Source organism: Alteromonas sp. KS69 (assembly GCF_003989595.1).
Taxonomy (GTDB): domain Bacteria; phylum Pseudomonadota; class Gammaproteobacteria; order Enterobacterales; family Alteromonadaceae; genus Alteromonas; species Alteromonas naphthalenivorans.
Map to the genome: position 1 here is coordinate 74874 of NZ_PYHU01000048.1, position 21454 is coordinate 96327.

The following is a 21454-nucleotide window of genomic DNA, read 5'->3' on the forward strand; positions in this document are numbered from 1 at the left end:
CTTTAACGAAGCAAATAAAGTAGTGAGTGAGGCTGGAAGACGAGATGCAAAAAATTGTAGCAAAAAATTGGACACACACTCATATGTATCAAAATTTAAGTGTGTGTCCAATAAACGTTTTCTATAAATACATTCGATATCTAAATAAAGTAAATGGTACCAAAGCCTAGCTTTTAGCTTTTATTCTCGTCTTCTTTATCGGCATTATTACGCAAGAAGCCGGCTGCATCTTCTTCCTGCTCAAGGGTAATTTTGCTTTGAGGCGCGTCATTGTGGCTTCGGGTTTGCTGATTTACCTGATGAATGGTTCCAGCGTTCGCTAAGTCGGCCTCGTTGGTAATAGATGCGATGGTTTCACGCCCGCGCAGGAATGCCTTTATTTCAGTGACAATCTCGCCAAGCTCGGCATCGTTCTTATTCATTCCCATAATGAACCGTGGCGACTCTAAATTGTTCATACCGCTTGTAGCAAAAATAGAGGTGTTGATTCTACTGGTTATAATCCAAGGAGTAATACTGCTACGCACCACAACGTTTTCGGAACGAGTAGAATCGTGAATGGCCATGCCTGTAGATACACGAGACTCTGTATAGGTACCTTCCGTTTTCATAAACATAAGTAACGATGAGAATGTCATTTCGCCCCAAAACATGTGGGACGCTTTATTCATCACATTGGCAGCACCACGAACCGTTAACCAGGCAAAGATTAACCATATGAGGTTGTTACCCATGGTAATTGCGGTATTAACTTGCGCGTCGGTATTTACACCTTGGCGAATAACTAAATCGAGAACCTCAGCTAGCTGTAAACCACCCACATAAAATAAAATGGCGGCAGCCACCAAGGCGACTTGCGCTACGGCAGTTAGGGCCATTTTCTTTTTCTCTGGCAAGGTAACACCGTCAGTTAATGTAGGCTGAGTTTCTATCAATAACTCCCCCTCAAAACTGCCTTTACCTTCTGCTTGCTCTTTTAATCTAGGATCGAAATCGGCATAGATGCGATTCGGTACTTCGCGGTATCTTCGGTTGGCAAGCACGATATTTTCAATATTAATGAAGATTTCATTCGGGTGAACCGACTCTTGCATATTAGCGCGAAACTCACTGACTTCAGTTTTAGGGGTAACCTGCCCCATTCGTTTGTAAAGTAACGGCATGATTAACGCCATCACAGCAATTACGCAAACTAGTAACAAGGCTAAGTTTGCCCAAGCGCTAAATAGTGGGAACGTATTTGCCCATGCTTGTACTTTATCGATATCGCGACCTACTAACTCATCTAGGAATACACCCGCGCCTAACGGCACGACTATCGCCAAGCCAATAATCACTCCTAGCGATAAACTGCTCGCTTTCGCAAGTTGAGAGTTGCCTTCATTGTGAATGCCTTTTGCCGTAGAGCCCCAATTCGCGATTAAGTAAACAAGAAGCAATATTGAGAGTAAAGGCATTACTAATACTTTAGCGACTTCACCCGCTAATCCGTTACTTACTAAAAAGTAGACAATAGCGAATGCAAGTAGCGCCACAAGGAAGGTTACCGCCATGGCAATAATTTCTTGAGATAAATGGCGCAAAGGAAAAGGTAGGAAAGTAAGTTTCGGCAACACGCTATGCACTAGTCGGGCTAGCCAACCTCGAGGCTCTTCAAACGTGGTGTTACGACGCCCCATTAACATAGCGTGTAAACTTTCTTTCGAATACAGCAGGGATTTTTTCTCTGCTTGCGCTGCATCCTGTTCGGAAACCGAGTGGTTATACGCAAGAGAGGTAGGCACAGTACGTCCTACAAAAAAGCGCATGAGCTGCAAAATACCCACTGCGCAATGTTTAATACCAGACACGATCAGGACAAAAGCTACGCCTAGTAGCGTGTAACCTCGCACTTTGTTCTCGGCAAACAAATCGGGCACGCCCGCTACTGCATAAATGGCTAAAGCGAGTACCAAACCACCGCCCACTGCGCGGAAAAGCCCCTCTTTTTTGAAAGGGTTGGCTATGCCTAACGTCTGTGAACCAAAATCATATGCCATTGAAAAAATCCCTGTTAAATAAAAAGCTTATGCAGAATAAACTTTGCCTAGGGGTTAGGCAATGAAAAGTCTCAGTAAGATTGTAAAGGGTTGGCAGTTAGGCGTGAGCCAGCAACTTAAAATAGACACTCAATATAAGAAAAGCAAAATAAGTGTGTGTCCAATTACTAACGGAGCTTCTCTATTTGAAGCCCATTTTCAGGTGGTAGCTGTCTTTTATCCTTTTTCATCGAGATAAGCTTCAAAAGTTAATCTTTATCCACTTTAAATCCATCTATTGTGCGCTGAAGAAGCAGGTTGTTTTCTTTCATGTCGCCCGATAATTTGGATAAATGTTTAGCTATATTTACTTCATGCCGCGCAGCCTCTTCAACATTCACCACATCTTGAGCTATGACTAAGGTGGTGGCAGACTGTTGTTCTGCCGAAGAAGACATGGTGTGAGCCATGCCTTCTACATTAGTGGCTGCTTCTTTCACTTTTTCTGCGGTGGTTCTTCCTTCGATTGTCACTTCCATTGAATTGGTAATCGAGGCCACATTTTTATTAATATCTGTCACCACGACCACACTGGCATCTTTTAAGTTAGACAGTAAGCTAGATATTTTGTCAGAAGAAGCGCGACTACTTTGCGCCAGCTTTCTTACTTCATCAGCAACAACAGCAAAACCTCTGCCATGCTCACCTGCGCGAGCTGCTTCAATAGCGGCATTTAACGCCAATAAATTGGTTTGATCCGAAAGCGAGTTAATGGTGTCCAAAATAGAGCCAATTTCTGTTACTTGCTGTTCCATGTCGGCAGCATTTTGTTGCACCCCTTTAATATCATCAGCGAGTACTTCCATACTATGACGAATGTTGTCGTTCGCCAGTAGTGACGCCTCAGCAAGGCCATCTAACTGCTTACTCGCACGTAACGTATCTACACCAGCCTTGGCAATTTCTCTGCTCGTCGCAGCAACTTGTTCAATTGCTGACGCGATATTGGCGGTAAGTTGCTGAGTTTTCCCCGCATCATCCAACATTTCACCACTGGAATCTTCTAACTGACGGGAAAGCCTGGAACTTGTGAGAATAGATTGTCCTAACCCACGCACGAGATCCCGCAATGCTAAAATGGTGGTATTAACTGAACGAGATATATCACCTAGTTCGTTCTTAGTGCTCATTGATAAATCAATAGTGAGGTCACCCTCTTTCGCAATTTTATCTAGGTTCGCCACCAATTTATTTAACTGTTGCGTAATGATACCGAGCAATGTGCGATATATGACAACAATAAATAACGTTAGCAACGCAATAACGACGAATGTAACCACTAAGTTTGTATTCGCGCTACTCGCTTTTGTATTAACAATACTAACCACGTAATCAAACCGCTCACTTAACAACGCAGCAATTCCGCCTATTTGCTCTGAAGCTAATGAAAACCATTCTGAATTGGTGGGTAGTGAAGAGAATGCCGGGTTATCAGAAGTGATTTCACGCACAATTTGGTTAACTTGATTGCTAGTGACGCTTTTCATTAACGCCTGAAACCCAATTAATGCATCGCCGTCTAAATTCAGCTTAAGCTTTTCTTCTATGTACTTGGTTTCGTTGGTATACGCTAAAACTTGCTGCCTAACGGGATCTAAAATTGCGCTTGCCGCTAAAACAGCATTCACTTTACCTCTACGCTGCCCCATTTTTTCTTTAGCTTGTGCAAATAGCAAGGCTTGTGACAATACCTGTTTAGCCTCGGGAGCGTTAACCAGCATGGTCAACGCATTAGTGGTATTTAACGCACGTTTATTAAGGTTGCTGTAGAAGGAAAAAGCATTTTTCCCATTTAAATCGTCTACCTCTTTTCTTATTTCACTTTTGTTTTTCACTAAAGAAAAAACAGGAGACAGAATTTTTTCAACTGACGATGCCTCTTTCCAGTCTTCAGCCACTATGCTAGTTATCTTGTCCATGGCCGCATCGGCTTTCTTTCTTTGGTTTAGTACTTTGCTTCTGGAGGTATCACTTGGATTACCTAAAAAACCTGCCGTTAGCCCCCTTTCGACCGCATGATGATGAGCCACGCGCTCTACGGCTGCTATCAATGTCACCAACTTAATGTCCCTTTCGGCGGAAGATAATACCTCTCTAGAGGTACTTATATCTTTATAAGCCAGAAACATGATTGATATAAACAAGCATGCCGTACCTAAAATAGTAAGCTGCAATACCGAGAGTTTTTTCAACATCATAACGAATGACAGCCTCTATTAGATAGATAAGGTGGTTTACGATTAAATAAGCGTTGTGTCAGCAACAAAAAAGTTTAAGTAAGCTTTTGCCAAAAAATGTATGCGCTATTAAAACGTAGGCTATTATCTGTGATTTTGGTATCTATCAATTAGTGTAAAGTGCTGGGAATTGCAGGGTATGCTAGCTCAATCCTAAAAAAGAAAGGTTGAGAATTAAAGAATGGTGGGATGGTAATGGGTGAAATAGAGGGGCTTTGCGCTGATTGAAACCAGTGGCCAGAGCCACTGGTTTACGGTGTATCAGATATATTGAACTTCAATAATTTCTACTTCAACACTACCTGCTGGCGTTTGAATAGTCACCATATCATCAAGCTCTTTGCCGATAAGGCCGCGAGCAATAGGTGAATTTACCGAAATACGGTTTTGCTTAATATCTGCTTCGTCGTCGCCCACGATGCGATATGTGGTTTCTTCATCCGTATCAACATTCAAAATGGTAACGGTAGTGCCGAAAATAACCTTACCTTTGTTTTCCATTTTGGTGACATCGATAATTTGTGCGTTTGACAATTTACCTTCAATATCTTGAATACGGCCTTCGCAGAAACTTTGCTGTTCACGGGCGGCGTGATATTCAGCATTTTCTTTTAAGTCGCCGTGCTCGCGAGCTTCAGCAATAGACTGAATAATACGCGGGCGAGTTTTTGTTTTAAGTTCGTTTAGTTCGTCGCGCAGAAGCTGTGCGCCGTGCGCGGTCATTGGATACTGACTCATGAATACAGTCTCGACTAGCTAGTTGATTTTAAACAGAAAAAAGTGCGCCTTCCGGCGCACTTTTGATTGGTTCACATAAGTGTCATATACACAGGATACCGCGTATCCCATGTAATGTCATCAGTGTTAGAGTCTTGCGTGAAGCTCTTGAACTGAAGCCACCTTGTCACGATCGTCTGCCGACTTCGCACGAATAGTAGCAAAAGCAGCATTCATTGTGGTGGTGTAAGTCACCTTATTCAGCAACGCTTCACGGCGAATATAAACCGAGTCGGTAATCGCTTGGCGACCTTCCGTAGTATTGATGATATAGGCGTACTCTCCATTTTTGATGGAGTCCACAATGTTAGGGCGACCTTCAGACAGCTTATTCACTACAGAACAGGCAATACCTGCATCATAAAGTGTGGTTGCCGTGCCTCGCGTCGCTTCAATGCTAAATCCAGCGCCGTTCAATGCTTTGGCTAATTCGATAATTTTATTCTTATCGTTATTACGCACAGAAATTAACGCTTTACCTGATTTAGGTAATGGCGCTCCTGCACCTAAGTTAGCTTTAGCATACGCTTCTTCAAACGTGTCACCTACACCCATCACTTCGCCAGTAGAGCGCATTTCTGGGCCTAATAGTGGATCAACACCTTGGAATTTAGCAAACGGTAATACCACTTCTTTCACAGAGTAAAACGGAGGAATAATTTCTGTCGTAACACCCTGCTCTGCCAAGCTAACACCCGCCATTGCACGTGCGGCAACTTTAGCAAGTGGAACACCTGTGGCTTTCGATACAAATGGTACTGTACGTGCTGCACGCGGGTTAACCTCGATTAAATACACTTCGCCATCTTTTACCGCAAATTGTGTATTCATTAGGCCAACAACACCAAGTTCAAGCGCCATGGCTTTCACTTGTTCGCGCATAACATCTTGAATCTCTTTACTTAGAGAGTGAGGTGGCAATGAACAGGCTGAGTCACCAGAGTGAACACCGGCCTGCTCAATATGCTCCATGATTCCGCCAATAACGACTTCTTTACCGTCGCAGATTGCATCGATATCGACTTCAATGGCATCATCTAAGAAGCGGTCTAGCAGTACAGGAGAATCATTAGAAACCTTCACCGCTTCCGTTAGGTAGCGTTTTAAGTCTTTAAGGTCGTAAACAATTTCCATTGCGCGGCCACCTAGTACGTACGAAGGACGTACTACAAGCGGAAAGCCAATACCGTCAGCCATTGCAAGGGCTTGCTCGATGTTAGTTACCGTAGCATTTGCTGGCTGTTTAAGGCCTAGCTTATTCACCATTTGCTGGAAGCGTTCACGATCTTCTGCTCTATCGATAGCTTCAGGCGACGTGCCAATAATAGGTACGCCAGCAGCTTCAAGGGCACGTGCTAACTTAAGCGGCGTTTGGCCACCGTATTGCACTATTACGCCTTTTGGCTTTTCTTTAGCCACAATCTCAAGTACGTCTTCTAGCGTTACCGGTTCGAAGTACAAGCGATCAGATGTGTCATAGTCGGTAGAAACCGTTTCAGGGTTACAGTTAACCATAATGGTTTCGTAACCGTCTTCACGCATTGAAAGCGCCGCGTGAACACAACAATAATCAAACTCGATACCTTGACCAATACGGTTTGGACCACCACCTAACACCATAATCTTATCGTTGTCAGTGGGGTCAGCTTCACACTCTTCATCGTAGGTTGAATACATGTAAGCCGTGCTGGTAGAAAATTCTGCCGCACAGGTATCAACACGCTTATAAACTGGCGTTACACCAAAGCCGCGACGAGTTTCACGAATGTCACCTTCACCTACTTTCGTAAGCTCGGCTAAGCGAGAGTCAGAGAAACCTTTGCGCTTAAGTTTACGCATAAGGTCTTCATCAATGCCGTGTAATCCACATTCAGCTACTTGAGCTTCAAGCTGAATAAGTTCTTCAAGCTGAACGAGGTACCAACGGTCAACGTTAGTGAGCGTAAATACTTCATCAACGGTCATGCCCATGCGGAACGCATCGCCAATGTACCAAATACGCTCAGCACCAGGCTCACGTAGTTCGTAAATCACTTTGTTGCGTGCTTCTGGGTCTTCTAAATCGACCATTGAGTTCAAGCCGTTCGCGCCAACTTCAAGGCCGCGAAGTGCTTTTTGTAGTGACTCTTGTTGGTTACGACCAATCGCCATCACTTCGCCCACTGATTTCATTTGCGTGGTTAAGCGATCGTTCGCGCCAGCAAATTTTTCAAAGTTAAAGCGAGGAATTTTTGTGACTACGTAATCGATTGAAGGCTCAAAAGATGCTGGTGTTAAACCACCGGTAATATCGTTAGCAAGCTCATCAAGGGTGTAACCAATGGCTAACTTGGCAGCCACTTTAGCAATTGGGAAACCTGTCGCTTTTGATGCTAATGCAGATGAACGCGATACCCGCGGGTTCATCTCGATGATCACCATACGGCCTGTGTTTGGATCTACACCGAACTGTACGTTAGAGCCACCGGTTTCAACACCGATTTCACGTAATACTGCCATGGCGGCATTACGCATTAGCTGGAATTCTTTGTCAGTAAGGGTTTGCGCTGGCGCGACTGTGATTGAGTCACCAGTATGTACACCCATGGCATCGAAGTTTTCAATAGTACACACGATGATACAGTTATCTGCACGGTCGCGAACTACTTCCATTTCGTATTCTTTCCAACCAATTAACGACTCATCAATAAGGAGTTCTTTGGTAGGCGAAAGGTCGAGACCCCGGCCACAAATTTCGTTAAATTCGTCAATATTGTATGCAATACCGCCGCCGCTTCCACCCATGGTGAATGACGGACGAATAATACATGGAAAGCCAATACGCGTTAGTACGTCGTGGGCTTGATCCATGCTTTGTGCAATTTCGGCGCGTGGGCATTCAAGACCAATGTTTTTCATTGCCTTGTCGAAGCGCTCACGGTTTTCAGCTTTATCGATAGCATCAGCCGTTGCACCGATAAGTTCAACATTGAACTCTTTCAATACACCGTGATGATCTAAATCTAGCGCGCAGTTAAGCGCAGTTTGTCCGCCCATTGTGGGCAAGATGGCATCTGGACGCTCTTTTTCGATAATTTTGCGTACCACTTCCCAGTGAATTGGCTCGATGTATGTTGCATCGGCCATTTCAGGATCGGTCATGATAGTAGCGGGGTTCGAGTTAACCAGAATAACGCGATAACCTTCTTCGCGTAGCGCTTTACATGCTTGAGCGCCTGAATAGTCAAACTCGCAGGCCTGGCCAATAACAATAGGGCCAGCACCTATGATGAGAATACTTTTTATGTCGGTACGTTTTGGCATAGCGGGCTCGTTCCTACTGCTTGTGTTGTTCGATTAATTCAATGAAGTGGTCGAATAGCGGCGCAGCTTCGTGCGGTCCAGGGCTTGCTTCTGGGTGCCCTTGGAAACTAAACGCTGGCTTATCGGTACGATGAATACCTTGTAACGACTTATCGAACAACGAAACATGCGTTACTTCTAAATTAGAAGGTAGGCTTGATTCATCTACAGCGAAGCCATGGTTCTGACTGGTGATCATCACCACATTGCGTTTTAAGTCTTTCACTGGATGGTTAGCACCATGGTGACCAAACTTCATTTTCACCGTAGTAGCACCACTGGCAAGCGCAAGTAGTTGATGACCTAAACAGATACCAAACACTGGCAAACCTGTTTCAACGATAGTTTTAATCGCTGTAATGGCATAATCACACGGCTCAGGGTCACCAGGGCCGTTAGACAAGAACACACCATCAGGTTGCATAGCTAACACTTCTTCAGCAGGTGTTTGCGCGGGTACCAAGGTAACGCGACAACCACGGCCTGCAAGCAAACGTAAAATGTTGCTCTTAACCCCGTAATCGTAAGCGACTACATGATATTTACTATCGGCTGGAGTGATATACCCTTCGCCCAATTTCCAGCTGCCTTCAGTCCACGTCTTTGGCTCAGTAATGCTTACTACTTTTGCCAAATCCATGCCTTTCAAGCCAGGATAATCTTTTGCTTGTGCTAACGCGCTCGCTTCATCTAACTCATCAGTACAAACGATGCAGCCGTTTTGCGCGCCTTTATCACGTAGAATACGTGTTAAACGACGAGTATCGATATCGGCTATACCTACAACGCCTTTGGCTTTGAGGTACTCTGATAACGTTTGTTGTTGACGGAAATTACTAGCAACAAGAGGTAAGTCACGAATAATAAGACCTTTAGACCAGATTTTATCTGCTTCAACGTCTTCTTCGTTAATACCGGTATTGCCAATATGTGGATAAGTAAGGGTAATGATTTGTTCAGCGTAGGATGGGTCAGTGATGATTTCTTGATAGCCTGTCATTGAAGTATTAAAAACAACTTCACCAACGGCAGTGCCTTGCGCACCTATCGCCGTTCCTTTAAAGACAGAACCATCCTCTAACACCAAAAGGGCAGAATTAGCCAAGTCAACCTCCAGATTAAGGATAACTATGTGTTTGAACAGAATTTCTGTCCAAACCCCACAAAAAATGAGAGTACTGATTTAACAGCGCTCATTTTACGATCTTTGCAGCTAATAAAACCGTGTTCTACAGCCAGTTTTATAGCTTTAGAATACGAAATTCGGGCAAATTCCGGCGAGTATACATGACTGACTAAAAATGTCTAATTTAAATATTAAAAATCATTAAAATAACCACTTAAACTCATTTGTCTTGTATAACCGCCAAAACCACTACTTATTAGTGCAAAGTAATGCGACTAAAGCCGCTGTTAAAATGAAAACTATCTTCACGGTCTTTAGTTATTATTTCAGGTCTAGCACATCAACCATTGAATATAATCCTGCTGGCTTGCCGTGAAGCCATTGGGCCGCATGCACCGCGCCTTTTGCAAACGTTAAGCGGCTTGATGCTTTATGGGTTATTTCCAAACGCTCACCAATATCGGCAAACAATGCAGTGTGTTCACCGACAATATCGCCTGCGCGAACGGTAGCAAACCCAATAGTGCCTTGGTCACGCTCAGGCTCTTTGCCTTCACGACCATAAACAGCACAGGTCTTAAGGTCACGACCTAGCTCATCGGCAATGGCTTCACCAATGGCCATGGCGGTGCCAGAAGGCGCATCTTGTTTAAATCTGTGGTGGGCTTCAGTAATTTCTATATCAGCCGTATTACCTAACGCCTTCGCAGCTTGTCGAACCAATGACAACATCAGGTTAACGCCCACGCTGTAGTTAGCCGCAAAAACGATGGGAATGGTTTTAGCCGCTTCATCTAACGCAGCCAATTGGCTTTCACTTAACCCAGTAGTACCGATGACGACTGGCATTTTATTGGCCACGCACCATGCAATGTTATTTTCAAACACCACAGGTAAGGTAAAATCAATCATCACATCAGCGTGTTGTTGAGTTAGTGCAGACATGCCTAAACAATCAATTGGCTTTTTACCAATGCCAGCCAACTCGCCCACATTCATGCCAATCCAAGGAGAATCATCACGCACGGTAGCAACACTCAGCTCTGCATTGTCGTTTTGATCTAGTGCTTCAATAAGCACCCGACCCATGCGCCCATTGGCGCCAAATAAACCTACTTTCATTTACGTTATTCTTTTCCTTCAACAGTAAACACATTTTGCCAAATGCAGTTACTATTGCAACGAGATAAGCTTAAATATTACTGATAATTGAAAAATTGCAGCATTAATACAAAAAAGGTGGGCAACCTATCGTTTTTAACGGTAAAAATAGCTAGCATGAAAGTAAGTGGGTTTACCTCAAGACCTAAATAACGTTTAAATTAATGGTTATTGAATTACTTCAAAACACATAGGCAGAATAATATGCGTAAACAGCTTATATGGGATCTTCCCACCCGGCTTTTTCACTGGCTTTTGGTTGCCAGTATTGCTGCACAATATGTTACCGCTGAGTGGATGGACGATGCGACCCAATGGCATTTCTATATTGGTTATTTTACTTTAGGGCTTTTGGTCTTTAGGTTAATTTGGGGAGTCATAGGCCCAACCTACGCCCGCTTTAGTCAATTTGTGAAAGGACCAAGTGCGGTAATAGGTTATTTACGTACATTGTTCGATAAAAACAGTGCCGCCGTGGCAGGCCACAATCCTCTTGGTGGCTGGTTTGTGGTGGTAATGCTTCTACTTTTGTTAGTTCAAGCGGTAAGCGGGCTGTTCATGACTGACGATATTTTTCTTGATGGCCCCTATCGCCACCTTGTTAGCAATAGCACGTTAGATCTTATGAACACTTTGCACCACCTTGCCTTCGACATTTTACTGTGGGTAATAGGCTTACATGTTGCTGCTATTGGGTTTTATGCCGTGTATAAAAAGCAAAAACTTGTACCCCCTATGTTTCATGGTCAAAAGGACACTGAAGACAAGCCTATTCCCTCGTCTCGTCTTTGGCTTGCACTTGCAGTTGCGCTAGTAACAGCGGCTGCGCTTTACTACGCGATAGAAATTGCCCCGCCCGCACCTGAAGTAGAAGAGTACTTTTAATTCCTTGTGCAAAAGAAACGATAAGGCTTAGCGTTCAACTAAGCCTTTGCTTTTCATTAAATCGGCAATCTCTGTCACACTGCCTGGATCGTCAATGGTAGAGGGTATATTAATGGGCTCATCTGCGGCGATTTGTCTTAGCAGCTTACGCAATATTTTCCCTGATCGTGTTTTTGGCAAGCGGTTCACAATCACGGCACGCTTAAAACTAGCCACCGGCCCTATGGTGTTTCGTACTTTAGCAATGAGCTCTCGCTCAAAAGCAGCCTCTTCTACTTTAACGCCATCTTTAAGTAACACTAAGCCTACTGGAATCTGCCCTTTTAGCGCGTCAGCCACTCCAATAACACTGCACTCGGCCACGGCATGGTGTGAAGCCAACACTTCTTCCATTTCTCCCGTTGATAACCGATGCCCCGCCACATTGATGACATCGTCGGTTCTACCCATAATGAACACAAAACCTTCTTCATCTATGTATCCGTTGTCACCGGTGCTGTAATAACCGTCGAATTCTTGTAAATATCCTTGAGTGAAACGCTTATGGTCTCGCCAAATAGTGGTTAAACACCCAGGAGGTAACGGTAAAGAAATGGCAATGGCTCCCTTTTCACCAGTAGCAACCGGCTCACCATTAGCGCCCAATACTCTCACATTAAAACCTGGGGTAGGAACGCTTGATGAACCTGGTTTAGTGCTAAGCGGCTCAATGCCAATAGGGTTTGAACAAATGGGCCAACCGGTTTCAGTTTGCCACCAATGATCAACCACCGGCTTACCGGTTTTTTCTACCGTCCAATGATATGTGGGCGGGTCTAATCGTTCACCGGCCATAAATATGGTTCGTAAACTACTTAGGTCATATCGCGCGATGCAATTAGCTTCAGGATCTTCTTTCCTAATTGCTCTAAATGCTGTTGGCGCTGCGAACAATACATTTATTTTATGCTGCTCTACCATACGCCAGAATGCGCCAGCATCTGGTGTACCTACAGGCTTGCCTTCGAACATAACAGTGGTAGCGCCCTTTATTAGTGGCCCATAAACAATGTACGAGTGCCCTACTACCCAGCCCACATCTGATGCAGCCCAAAAAACATCGCCTTGATCTATGTCGTAAATGGCTTGCATAGAATAATTAAGTGCTACCGCATGACCACCATTGTCACGAACAACCCCTTTGGGCTTGCCCGTTGTGCCGGAGGTATACAAAATGTAAAGGGGATCGGTAGCATCTACGGGTGTGCATTCTACTGGTTCACTAGCTTGACATAATGCTTGCCAATCATGGTCAAAGTCATCTACCAGGTTCGCATTAAGCTGCTTGCGTTGATAAACAACACAACCTGCAGGTTTATGGTGAGCAAGGGCGATAGCATCATCAACCATGGGTTTGTAAGGCAATAGTTTTTTACCTTCTATACCGCACGATGCCGTAATAATAAGTGCAGGTTCAGCATCATCTATCCTAACCGCTAATTCACTGGCTGCGAAACCACCGAATACCACAGAGTGAATTGCCCCTATTCTTGCCACCGCTAACATTGCTACCGCAGCTTGAGGGATCATGGGCATGTAGATAATAACCGTATCGCCCTTTGTGACACCAAGGCTTGTGAGCGCGCCCGCTAGCGTAGCCACTTCATTAAGCAGGGTATTATAGGTCCAGGTTTCTTGCGTATTCGTAACCGGAGAATCGTAAATTAGCGCCGCGTTTTCGCCCCGCCCTGCATTAACATGGTGATCTAATGCCAAATAACTGGTATTGAGCTTTCCTCCTTTAAACCACTGAGGATAGCCGTTTGTGTTTTCGCTTAGTGCTTTTTTAGGGGGTGTAAACCAGTCGAGATGCAGTGCTTTATCTTGCCAAAATGCTTCTGGGTTATCAATTGACGCCTGATATTCTTGATGATAATTCATGACCGTTTCCGCAATAGAGTATTACTTTACCCTACTGCATAAACATGATTTTATCGTATAAGACTTCAGGCTTATGTTGATTAAACCTTTGTAATTACATCACTTATTTCTTTAACAATTATGCTATCAGCATAGTCAATTTGGTGTTGGTACATATAGAGACGGGGGTTTCATATAGTTGGCTTCAATTGATAATCACGCTATTTCCCGGGTAATTTTGCGCGCCAATCTCTCACATTAAGTGGCTTGTCTAAAAAATACCCTTGAAACACATGGCAACCACGCTTTATAGCGTCGTTAAATTGTGTGGTATTTTCTATTCCTTCTGCCACGGTTCTTAATTCAAAGATTTTTGCGATATCGAAAATACTATTCAGCAGCGGGCTCTGGGTCCCCATTTTATCTTCTTCATCGATAAAGTGCCTATCAAGCTTTACTTCTTTTATACACAGATCGCGAAGGTAACTTAAATTCAAATTACCACTGCCAAAATGGTCTATGGAGAATGATACCCCTTTATCTGCTAGCTCTTTCATTGAATTACGCACCAAGGCAAAACTTCCAATGAGTACGGCTTCTCTAAGTTCAATGGTAAGGCTCCCCTTTGGAATATTCCAATGAGCAATCACTGCTAGCATTTTTTCGCTAAAGTCGGCTCTAGCCATATGTTTGGCACTAATATTAATTGAGAGCCGTGTTTTCAAACCACTTTTATCACATTCGTATAATAGCTTTCCACATTCATTCATCACCCATTGGCCAATTTCTACTATTGCATCAGTCTCTTCGGCAATAGGAATAAACTCAGCGGGGGGGATTAGGCCTAATTGGGGGTGCTGCCAGCGAACTAATGCCTCGGCGCACACCATATTGCCATCTCCCTCATATTGGGGTTGCAACTCAATGAAGAGTTCGTGATTACTGACTGCGGCACCAAGGGATTGGCGAATAAAATTGTATCGGTCATAACCCACACTAGAGGCACGATGAAAAATCACTGGTGTATTTACTTGGTCTGCGCTCAGTTGGTGATACCCTTGGGAAAGCATGTGCCTGACCTTCATCACGCTTGCCTCCATGCCCTTAAGCTGGCAAATGGTCACTACGGCATAAATTTTATGAGGACTATTGTGCAAGGTGATGTCACTACACACTTCATCGATAAGCTGCTGCTTAACTGCATCAATAGCGTAGAGAGCTTCTTTGTCTTCCTCGGTAATGATGTCTTCGTATAACAAATAAAAGTTGTTTTCTGCGCCTCTGTAAATAGAAAAAGGTTTAGAAAACGTTCGGGCTAGCCTAGAAGCAAGAATACGCATAACATAATCGGCGGTAGGCTGGCCAAACGCCTGCTTATACTGACTTATATTGTCGATAACTATTTGCGCGCAGTAAATATCTGCGTAGGTTACCCCCGCTTTTCGAATAACACACTTCAAGCCTTTTTCGAACAATTTAGCGTTTGGCAATTGGGTGATGTTGTCATAGTAAGCGGCTTGATAAACTTGGTCTGCTAATTGTTTTCGAACACTCATATCCCGAAATACCAATACTATCCGCTTTTGCATATCAAAATGAAAAGAAGATAATGAAATATCAACGGGTATCAGGCCGCCATTTTTATGGCTAACCAAATGATTTTCTGGGGAAGCTTTAGCGGTTTTCCTGCCTCCTTTCATAAACGTTTTCAGATATTCTTTGGTATTTTGTGATTCAACTTTGGGCACCAAAATAAAGATATCTTGCCCTATAAGTTCATCAGCATCGTAACCTAACACGTGCTCAACCGTATTGTTGGCTGTGATCACAGTGCCCTCTTCATCAATGGTCACAAGCGCATCAGAAATACTGTCTAAAATTGTAGAAAGGTATTCCGTGTAGTTATGTTGTGTATCGGATAAACGTTTATGTTCCGTTATATCCTGCACAGAGCCATAAATCCTATACACCTTATCTTGGTGCGAGCTAGTAACCTCTGACTGAGGTGTGCCCGTCATTTTCAACCAGCGCCGATAACCCTCTGCATTGATGTACTCTACCTCTAATGCAAAAGTGGACAGTGACTTTATTGCTGCTTTCATTGCTTTGGTAATTTTTTCGCGGCTCACTTGTGGGAAGTTGGCTAAAGCTCGCTCTACCGTGATATCTCTTCCCGGCGTAACACCAAACAATAAGTAGGTTTCTCGTGTCCACGAGACAAGGCCTGCATGTATATCTAATTCCCAGCCACCAACATGAGAGATGCGCCCAATTTCATTAAGCAACTGAATTTTTTCGGCGAGTTTGTCGGTAAAAGGATGTTGAATAAGTTTATATTGAAGACTGAGTTCTATTTGCTGACGGGCTATACTAGCGTAGTGCTTTTGATGACTCGTTAATTGATGACAACGCAACACAATCAGAACGGCCCCGATAATATTACCTTGAAAATCTTTTATTCCACCTACAATCACGTTTTGGCTGCTACAAATGGTTAGCGCCTCTGGCCATTCAAAATCACAGCCTGGTAATGTGGCACTCATTTCTGTCATCGATAACAGAAGCTGAGCATGTTTGGGCATGACCAGTGACTGTTTCTCAGAATCGGAATTATTGTCATCGCAGCACAGTATATCCACGTAAGTGGCAGTAGGAGATAACGAAACAAGCAAGACAGCGGTAGCTTCTGTATTTACCCTGGCTTCACTCAACCGCGAGGTAACCTCTGGCAAACTACTATCTTGTAAAGAGCCCAACAATCCGTCGTGAAGCTGCATTTTAGGTGAACTCCAATCCATCTTAAGATGGTTATAGTGCGATCATTTGTCGTTAATTATTTGCTTATCAACTTCACTGCTCAAGCAAAAATCATGATCATTATTTAGTCAACAATAGAGAATTTTTACTCTTTTTTCCAGCACATTTGCACTAAGAAGTGAGCAATCGTTTAGTATATAAAGAGGATTTATGAGCGAGCATGAATGATATGTATGTATGCAGCTAGAGGCATGGAGGTAAGGAGGTAAGGAGGTAAGGAGGTAAGGAAATAACAGCGCACGAACTACATGCGCTGTGAATAACTAAAACGGTTAGTCTTTTTTGTAGTCATCATGACAAGACTTACAGCTTGCTCCCACTTTGCCAATCGCGCCGCGATAAGCACTTTCATCGCCTGCTTTCACTGCAGCTTGTAAGCCCATTGACGCTTCTTTTAATGCTGCAATTTTAGATTCTACATCGGAGAAATTTTCCCACATTGCGTCTTTTGCGCCTGTGTCTACATCAAACTTACGGGTATCAACAGATAAGTAATCACTCATCATATCTGCAAGTTGCTCTAATCGCACCCCATTGGTCATCATCACAGACTCATCAAAAGGTAGCGCTCCTTTTGCCATGCCGCCCAACGGCCCCATGTTGCTGCGTACCAATTGGAATATCGCTTGACGGTATTGGGTCGCCGCTTTCGCATGCTTTTCTGACGAGGCTTCTGATGTTTCCGTCGCCGCAATTGCTCCACCAGCTAAACACGTTGCTAAAGCTGCGGTAGCTAATGTGGTCTTGATTGTCTTTCCTAGAATATTTTTCATAGTTATCGCCATGCCTGTTCGATTGTGTTGGTCTGTTTTCTATCCTGACGAATACCCACCTTTTGCGCAAGGTTTTAACCTGTAAATTTTGTGTTTTTTCTTTATTTTAGGCAAAAAAAAGCCCTCATATGAGGGCTTTATAATTTTGATACGATTTAGTTAGTTAAATCATCGAAAAACTTTTTCACACCGTCAAAGAAGCCTTGTGCTTTTGGACTGTGTTTACTTGATGCTTTACCCATCGATTCTTCTAGCTCTTGTAGCAATTCTTTTTGACGTGATGACAAGCTAACCGGTGTTTCCACCACAACTTTACACATCAAATCGCCAACTGCGCCGCTTCGAACCGATTTAACGCCTTTACCGCGTAAACGGAACATACGTCCTGTTTGGGTTTCAGGGCTAATCTTAAGTTTCACTTTGCCATCTAGCGTAGGTACTTCTAACTCACCACCTAGGGCTGCTGTAGTGAAACTTAATGGCACTTCACAGTACAAGTTGTTACCGTCACGCTGGAAGATTTTATGATCACGCACATGTACTTGAACATACAAGTCACCTGCCGGTGCACCATTCTCTCCCGCTTCGCCTTCGCCAGATAAACGAATACGATCGCCGGTATCAACACCTGATGGAATCTTGACATTAAGGGTTTTGGTTTTTTCTTTACGACCATGGCCATGACAGCTGTTACATGGATCTTCAATAATCTTGCCTTTACCTGAACAGGTTGGGCAAGTTTGTTGAACCGCAAAGAAGCCTTGGCGCATTTGCACCTGACCGTTTCCATGACAGGTTGGACACGTTTTTGGCGTAGAGCCTTTCTTCGCACCAGAACCGTCACACACTTCACATTCAACCAATGTAGGCACGCGAATATCAACGCTTTTGCCACGTACCGCTTCTTCAAGCGATAATTCTAGATTGTAACGAAGGTCTGAGCCCTGACGAGCACGTGATTGACGACCGCCACGAGCACCGCCGCCACCGAAAATATCACCAAATACATCGCCGAAGATATCACCGAAGTCGCCACCACCACCAAAGCCAGCGCCACCGCGATTAGGATCTACACCAGCGTGACCATATTGATCGTAAGCGGCACGCTTTTGCGCATCGTTTAATACTTCGTAGGCTTCCTGGATTTCCTTGAATTTAACTTCAAGGGCTTTATCGCCCTGCGTGCGGTCTGGGTGATATTTCATCGCTAGCTTTTTATACGCTTTTTTGATTTCGCGTTCGCTAGCGCCTTTATCTACCTCAAGCACTTCGTAGTAGTCACGTTTCGACATAGTGTTTACTTATCCTACCTATTATTATCACAAGCACGTTGTTCGAGCACATTGTCGCCCTTGTGAAACTACATTTATTATCGTGTTTTATTACACGACAAAGGCGCAACAAGTGAACCTGATGCGCCTTAACTGCTAAAGTTTGCCCGGCTTACCGGGCATATCGCAACAGTTTGCTTACTTTTTATCTTCGTCTTTGACTTCTTCAAACTCAGCGTCAACAACGTCGTCATCAGCTTGGCCAGATGCTTGTTGCTCTGCGCCTTCAGCGCCAGCTTCACCGGCCGCGCCTGCTTGCTGTGCTTGAGCCGCTTCCATCAACTTGCTAGACGCTTGAATGAGTTCTTGCGTTTTCGCTTCGATGTCTGCTTTATCTTCGCCTTTAACCGCTGTTTCTAGCGCGCTAACAGCTTCTTCGATTGGTGCTTTGTCTTCTGCACTTAGCGCATCACCAACTTCTTCAAGTTGCTTGCGAGTAGCGTGAATCATGCCATCAGCTTGGTTACGTGCTTGAATGAGTTCTTCAAACTTAGCGTCCGCTTCTTTGTTCGCTTCTGCATCAGCAACCATTTTCTCGACTTCTTCATCGCTTAAGCCAGAAGATGCTTTAATTGTGATCTTCTGCTCTTTACCTGTGTCTTTGTCTTTCGCAGACACATGTAAGATACCATCCGCATCCAAGTCGAACGTTACTTCGATTTGAGGGGTACCACGTGAAGCTGGACGAATACCTTCAAGGTTGAACTGACCTAGTGATTTGTTACCACTAGATTGCTTACGCTCACCCTGTAGTACGTGTACTGTTACCGCAGACTGGTTGTCTTCAGCAGTAGAGAAAGTTTGCGACTTCTTCGTTGGAATAGTCGTGTTCTTCTCAATTAGTGCTGTCATCACGCCGCCCATGGTTTCGATACCAAGAGACAGAGGCGTTACGTCAAGAAGTAGTACGTCTTTAACGTCACCAGAAAGTACACCACCTTGAATTGCTGCACCAACGGCTACGGCTTCATCAGGGTTAACGTCTTTACGTGGCTCTTTACCGAAGAATTCAGTAACTAGCTTCTGTACCAATGGCATACGTGTTTGACCACCTACCAAGATAATATCTTGGATATCACCTACTGATAGGTCAGAGTCTGCCAATGCTTGCTTAAGCGGGTTAAGCGTGTTTTTAACAAGCTCTTCAACCAATGACTCAAGTTTTGCACGGGTTAGCTTAATCGCTAAGTGCTTAGGACCTGAACCGTCTGCTGTGATGTACGGCAAGTTAACTTCAGTTTGCTGTGAAGAAGAAAGCTCAATTTTCGCTTTCTCACCGGCTTCTTTAAGACGCTGCATAGCAAGCGGATCTTTACGTAAGTCGATGCCTTGATCTTTCTTGAATTCGTCAACAAGGTAGTTAATTACACGGTTATCGAAATCTTCACCACCAAGGTGAGTATCACCATTAGTTGCTAGTACTTCAAACGTGTGCTCGCCGTCTACTTCATCAATTTCGATGATAGAGATATCGAACGTACCACCACCAAGGTCGTATACCGCAACTACGTTATCGCCTTGCTTTTTGTCCATACCGTACGCTAACGCAGCCGCAGTTGGCTCGTTGATAATACGTTTAACTTCTAGACCAGCAATACGACCCGCATCTTTCGTTGCTTGACGCTGTGAGTCGTTAAAGTAAGCAGGAACAGTAATTACTGCGCCAGTTACTTCTTCGCCAAGATAATCTTCAGCGGTTTTCTTCATTTTCTTAAGTACTTCAGCAGAAACTTGAGGAGGCGCCATTTTCTCGCCTTTCGCTTCTACCCATGCATCACCGTTGTCTGCACCTACAATTTTGTAAGGCATGATGTCGATGTCGCGTTGTACTTCTTTATCTTGAAAACGACGACCAATTAAGCGTTTAATCGCGAAAAGCGTGTTTTCAGGATTTGTTACCGCTTGGCGCTTAGCAGATTGACCCACTAAAGTTTCGCCGTCGTTTGTGTAAGCAATGATTGATGGCGTTGTACGATCGCCTTCCGCGTTTTCAAGTACGCGAGGTTTGTCGCCGTCTAGCACTGCGACACATGAATTCGTTGTACCTAAATCGATACCAATGATTCTACCCATTACGTGTCTCCAAAAATTTATTTAATCTACAATTTTAGTGGGGTTATTCCGCACTATTTTCAATAGTTGTCAGTAAAAAAACTGACATTTTTGTGTAATTTAAGCCGCAATACGTATTTACGCTTGCGTATCTACACCACCGCTAGGCGCTCTCGAAACCATAACCATGGCTGGGCGCAACAAACGGCCATTAATTTGATACCCTTTTTGCATAACCGCCATAACCGTATTCGGTGCGTGGTCTGCACTTTCTTGCATAGACATAGCTTGGTGCAAGTCAGGGTTAAAGGTTTCACCCTGCGGATCAATAAGGCTCAATCCAAATTTCTCAATAGTGCTTAAGAAACTTTTGTGTGTCATTTCCACACCTTCAAGCAACGGCTTAACCGTTTCGTTTTCGCCATCAGTTAATTCGATAGCGCGCTCTAGGTTGTCAACAACAGGAAGAAGCTCACCCGCAAAACGCTCTAATGCGAACTTACGTGCTTTTTCTACTTCCATTTCAGCGCGGCGACGGGCGTTTTCCACATCAGCACGGGCACGTAATACGCTGTCTTGCTGTTCTTTAATGGTTGCCTGTGCTTCTGAAAGTGCTGTTTCTAGCTCATAGATGCGCTGTGTTGCATCTGATTCAGCTTCTGGTGAAGATTGCTCTTCTTGTATCACTTCAGCATCTTGTACGGTTTCGTCTACGCCAGAAACTTCTTGCTCTGCCTGCACGTCGCGGTTATCGCTCATGCTTTCCTCCAAACGTTAATGTCTATACTGCATAAACCCATGAGTGACTCGTACTCAATCATAGGCAATGTCTATGTTGGGATTAATTATGGGGCTGCTTTAACCGCCTTCAAGGGTAACCACACTATTTTTATGGTTTGTTTTTAAGTTTTTTTTAATAGATCAATAAATGCGAGCTACACACCCACTCATTGTAAAAAACATGTTAACTTTGACA

Annotated in this window: 13 protein-coding genes; 1 reads left to right on the forward strand and 12 read right to left on the reverse strand. The window is 44.0% G+C overall.

Annotated features, from left to right (window positions below; translation table 11 throughout):
- Window positions 1-173: 173 nt before the first annotated feature.
- The 6 genes from C7Y69_RS19655 to dapB all read right to left on the reverse strand — a co-directional run bounded on the left by C7Y69_RS19655 (window position 174) and on the right by dapB (window position 10682).
- The gene (locus C7Y69_RS19655; RefSeq protein ID WP_126873911.1) at window positions 174-2039 is read right to left on the reverse strand and encodes a hypothetical protein; all 1866 of its coding nucleotides are present in this window, start codon (window positions 2037-2039) and stop codon (window positions 174-176) included.
- 248 nt (window positions 2040-2287) lie between these two features.
- A complete protein-coding gene (locus C7Y69_RS19660; RefSeq protein WP_126873912.1) occupies window positions 2288-4276 on the reverse strand; it encodes a methyl-accepting chemotaxis protein in 1989 nt (662 codons plus the stop codon).
- A 300-nt stretch (window positions 4277-4576) separates the two neighbouring features.
- Window positions 4577-5053, reverse strand: a complete 477-nt coding sequence (greA, locus tag C7Y69_RS19665) for a transcription elongation factor GreA (protein WP_013784745.1) — start codon at window positions 5051-5053, stop codon at window positions 4577-4579.
- Between the two features lie 126 nt (window positions 5054-5179).
- Window positions 5180-8395 carry a carbamoyl-phosphate synthase large subunit gene (gene carB / locus C7Y69_RS19670; protein ID WP_013784746.1) on the reverse strand — a complete coding sequence of 1072 codons (3216 nt, stop codon included), beginning with the start codon at window positions 8393-8395 and terminating at the stop codon, window positions 5180-5182.
- A 13-nt stretch (window positions 8396-8408) separates the two neighbouring features.
- A complete protein-coding gene (carA, locus tag C7Y69_RS19675) occupies window positions 8409-9539 on the reverse strand; it encodes a glutamine-hydrolyzing carbamoyl-phosphate synthase small subunit (RefSeq protein WP_126873913.1) in 1131 nt (376 codons plus the stop codon).
- 342 nt (window positions 9540-9881) lie between these two features.
- Window positions 9882-10682, reverse strand: coding sequence for a 4-hydroxy-tetrahydrodipicolinate reductase (dapB, locus tag C7Y69_RS19680; RefSeq protein ID WP_126873914.1), 801 nt, complete (start codon window positions 10680-10682; stop codon window positions 9882-9884).
- Between the two features lie 243 nt (window positions 10683-10925).
- On the opposite strand from dapB, the gene C7Y69_RS19685 reads away from it, so the two are divergent.
- Window positions 10926-11606 (forward strand): cytochrome b/b6 domain-containing protein, encoded by a 681-nt coding sequence (locus tag C7Y69_RS19685; RefSeq protein ID WP_126873915.1) that lies wholly within the window; start codon window positions 10926-10928, stop codon window positions 11604-11606.
- A 27-nt stretch (window positions 11607-11633) separates the two neighbouring features.
- Here C7Y69_RS19685 and C7Y69_RS19690 read toward each other — a convergent pair whose 3' ends face one another.
- The 6 genes from C7Y69_RS19690 to grpE all read right to left on the reverse strand — a co-directional run bounded on the left by C7Y69_RS19690 (window position 11634) and on the right by grpE (window position 21237).
- Window positions 11634-13526, reverse strand: a complete 1893-nt coding sequence (locus tag C7Y69_RS19690; protein WP_126873916.1) for a propionyl-CoA synthetase — start codon at window positions 13524-13526, stop codon at window positions 11634-11636.
- Window positions 13527-13726: 200 nt separating this feature from the next.
- Window positions 13727-16282, reverse strand: coding sequence for a bifunctional diguanylate cyclase/phosphodiesterase (locus C7Y69_RS19695; protein WP_185864209.1), 2556 nt, complete (start codon window positions 16280-16282; stop codon window positions 13727-13729).
- 312 nt (window positions 16283-16594) lie between these two features.
- Window positions 16595-17095 carry a c-type cytochrome gene (locus C7Y69_RS19700; RefSeq protein ID WP_082604943.1) on the reverse strand — a complete coding sequence of 167 codons (501 nt, stop codon included), beginning with the start codon at window positions 17093-17095 and terminating at the stop codon, window positions 16595-16597.
- 155 nt (window positions 17096-17250) lie between these two features.
- Complete coding sequence (dnaJ, locus tag C7Y69_RS19705) at window positions 17251-18387, reverse strand: molecular chaperone DnaJ (protein ID WP_126873918.1); 1137 nt, start codon at window positions 18385-18387, stop codon at window positions 17251-17253.
- A 177-nt stretch (window positions 18388-18564) separates the two neighbouring features.
- Window positions 18565-20499, reverse strand: coding sequence for a molecular chaperone DnaK (dnaK, locus tag C7Y69_RS19710; RefSeq protein ID WP_126873919.1), 1935 nt, complete (start codon window positions 20497-20499; stop codon window positions 18565-18567).
- A 117-nt stretch (window positions 20500-20616) separates the two neighbouring features.
- Window positions 20617-21237: a nucleotide exchange factor GrpE gene (gene grpE / locus C7Y69_RS19715; protein ID WP_126873920.1), complete on the reverse strand. Its 621-nt coding sequence runs from the start codon at window positions 21235-21237 to the stop codon at window positions 20617-20619.
- Between the last annotated feature and the right edge of the window lie 217 nt (window positions 21238-21454).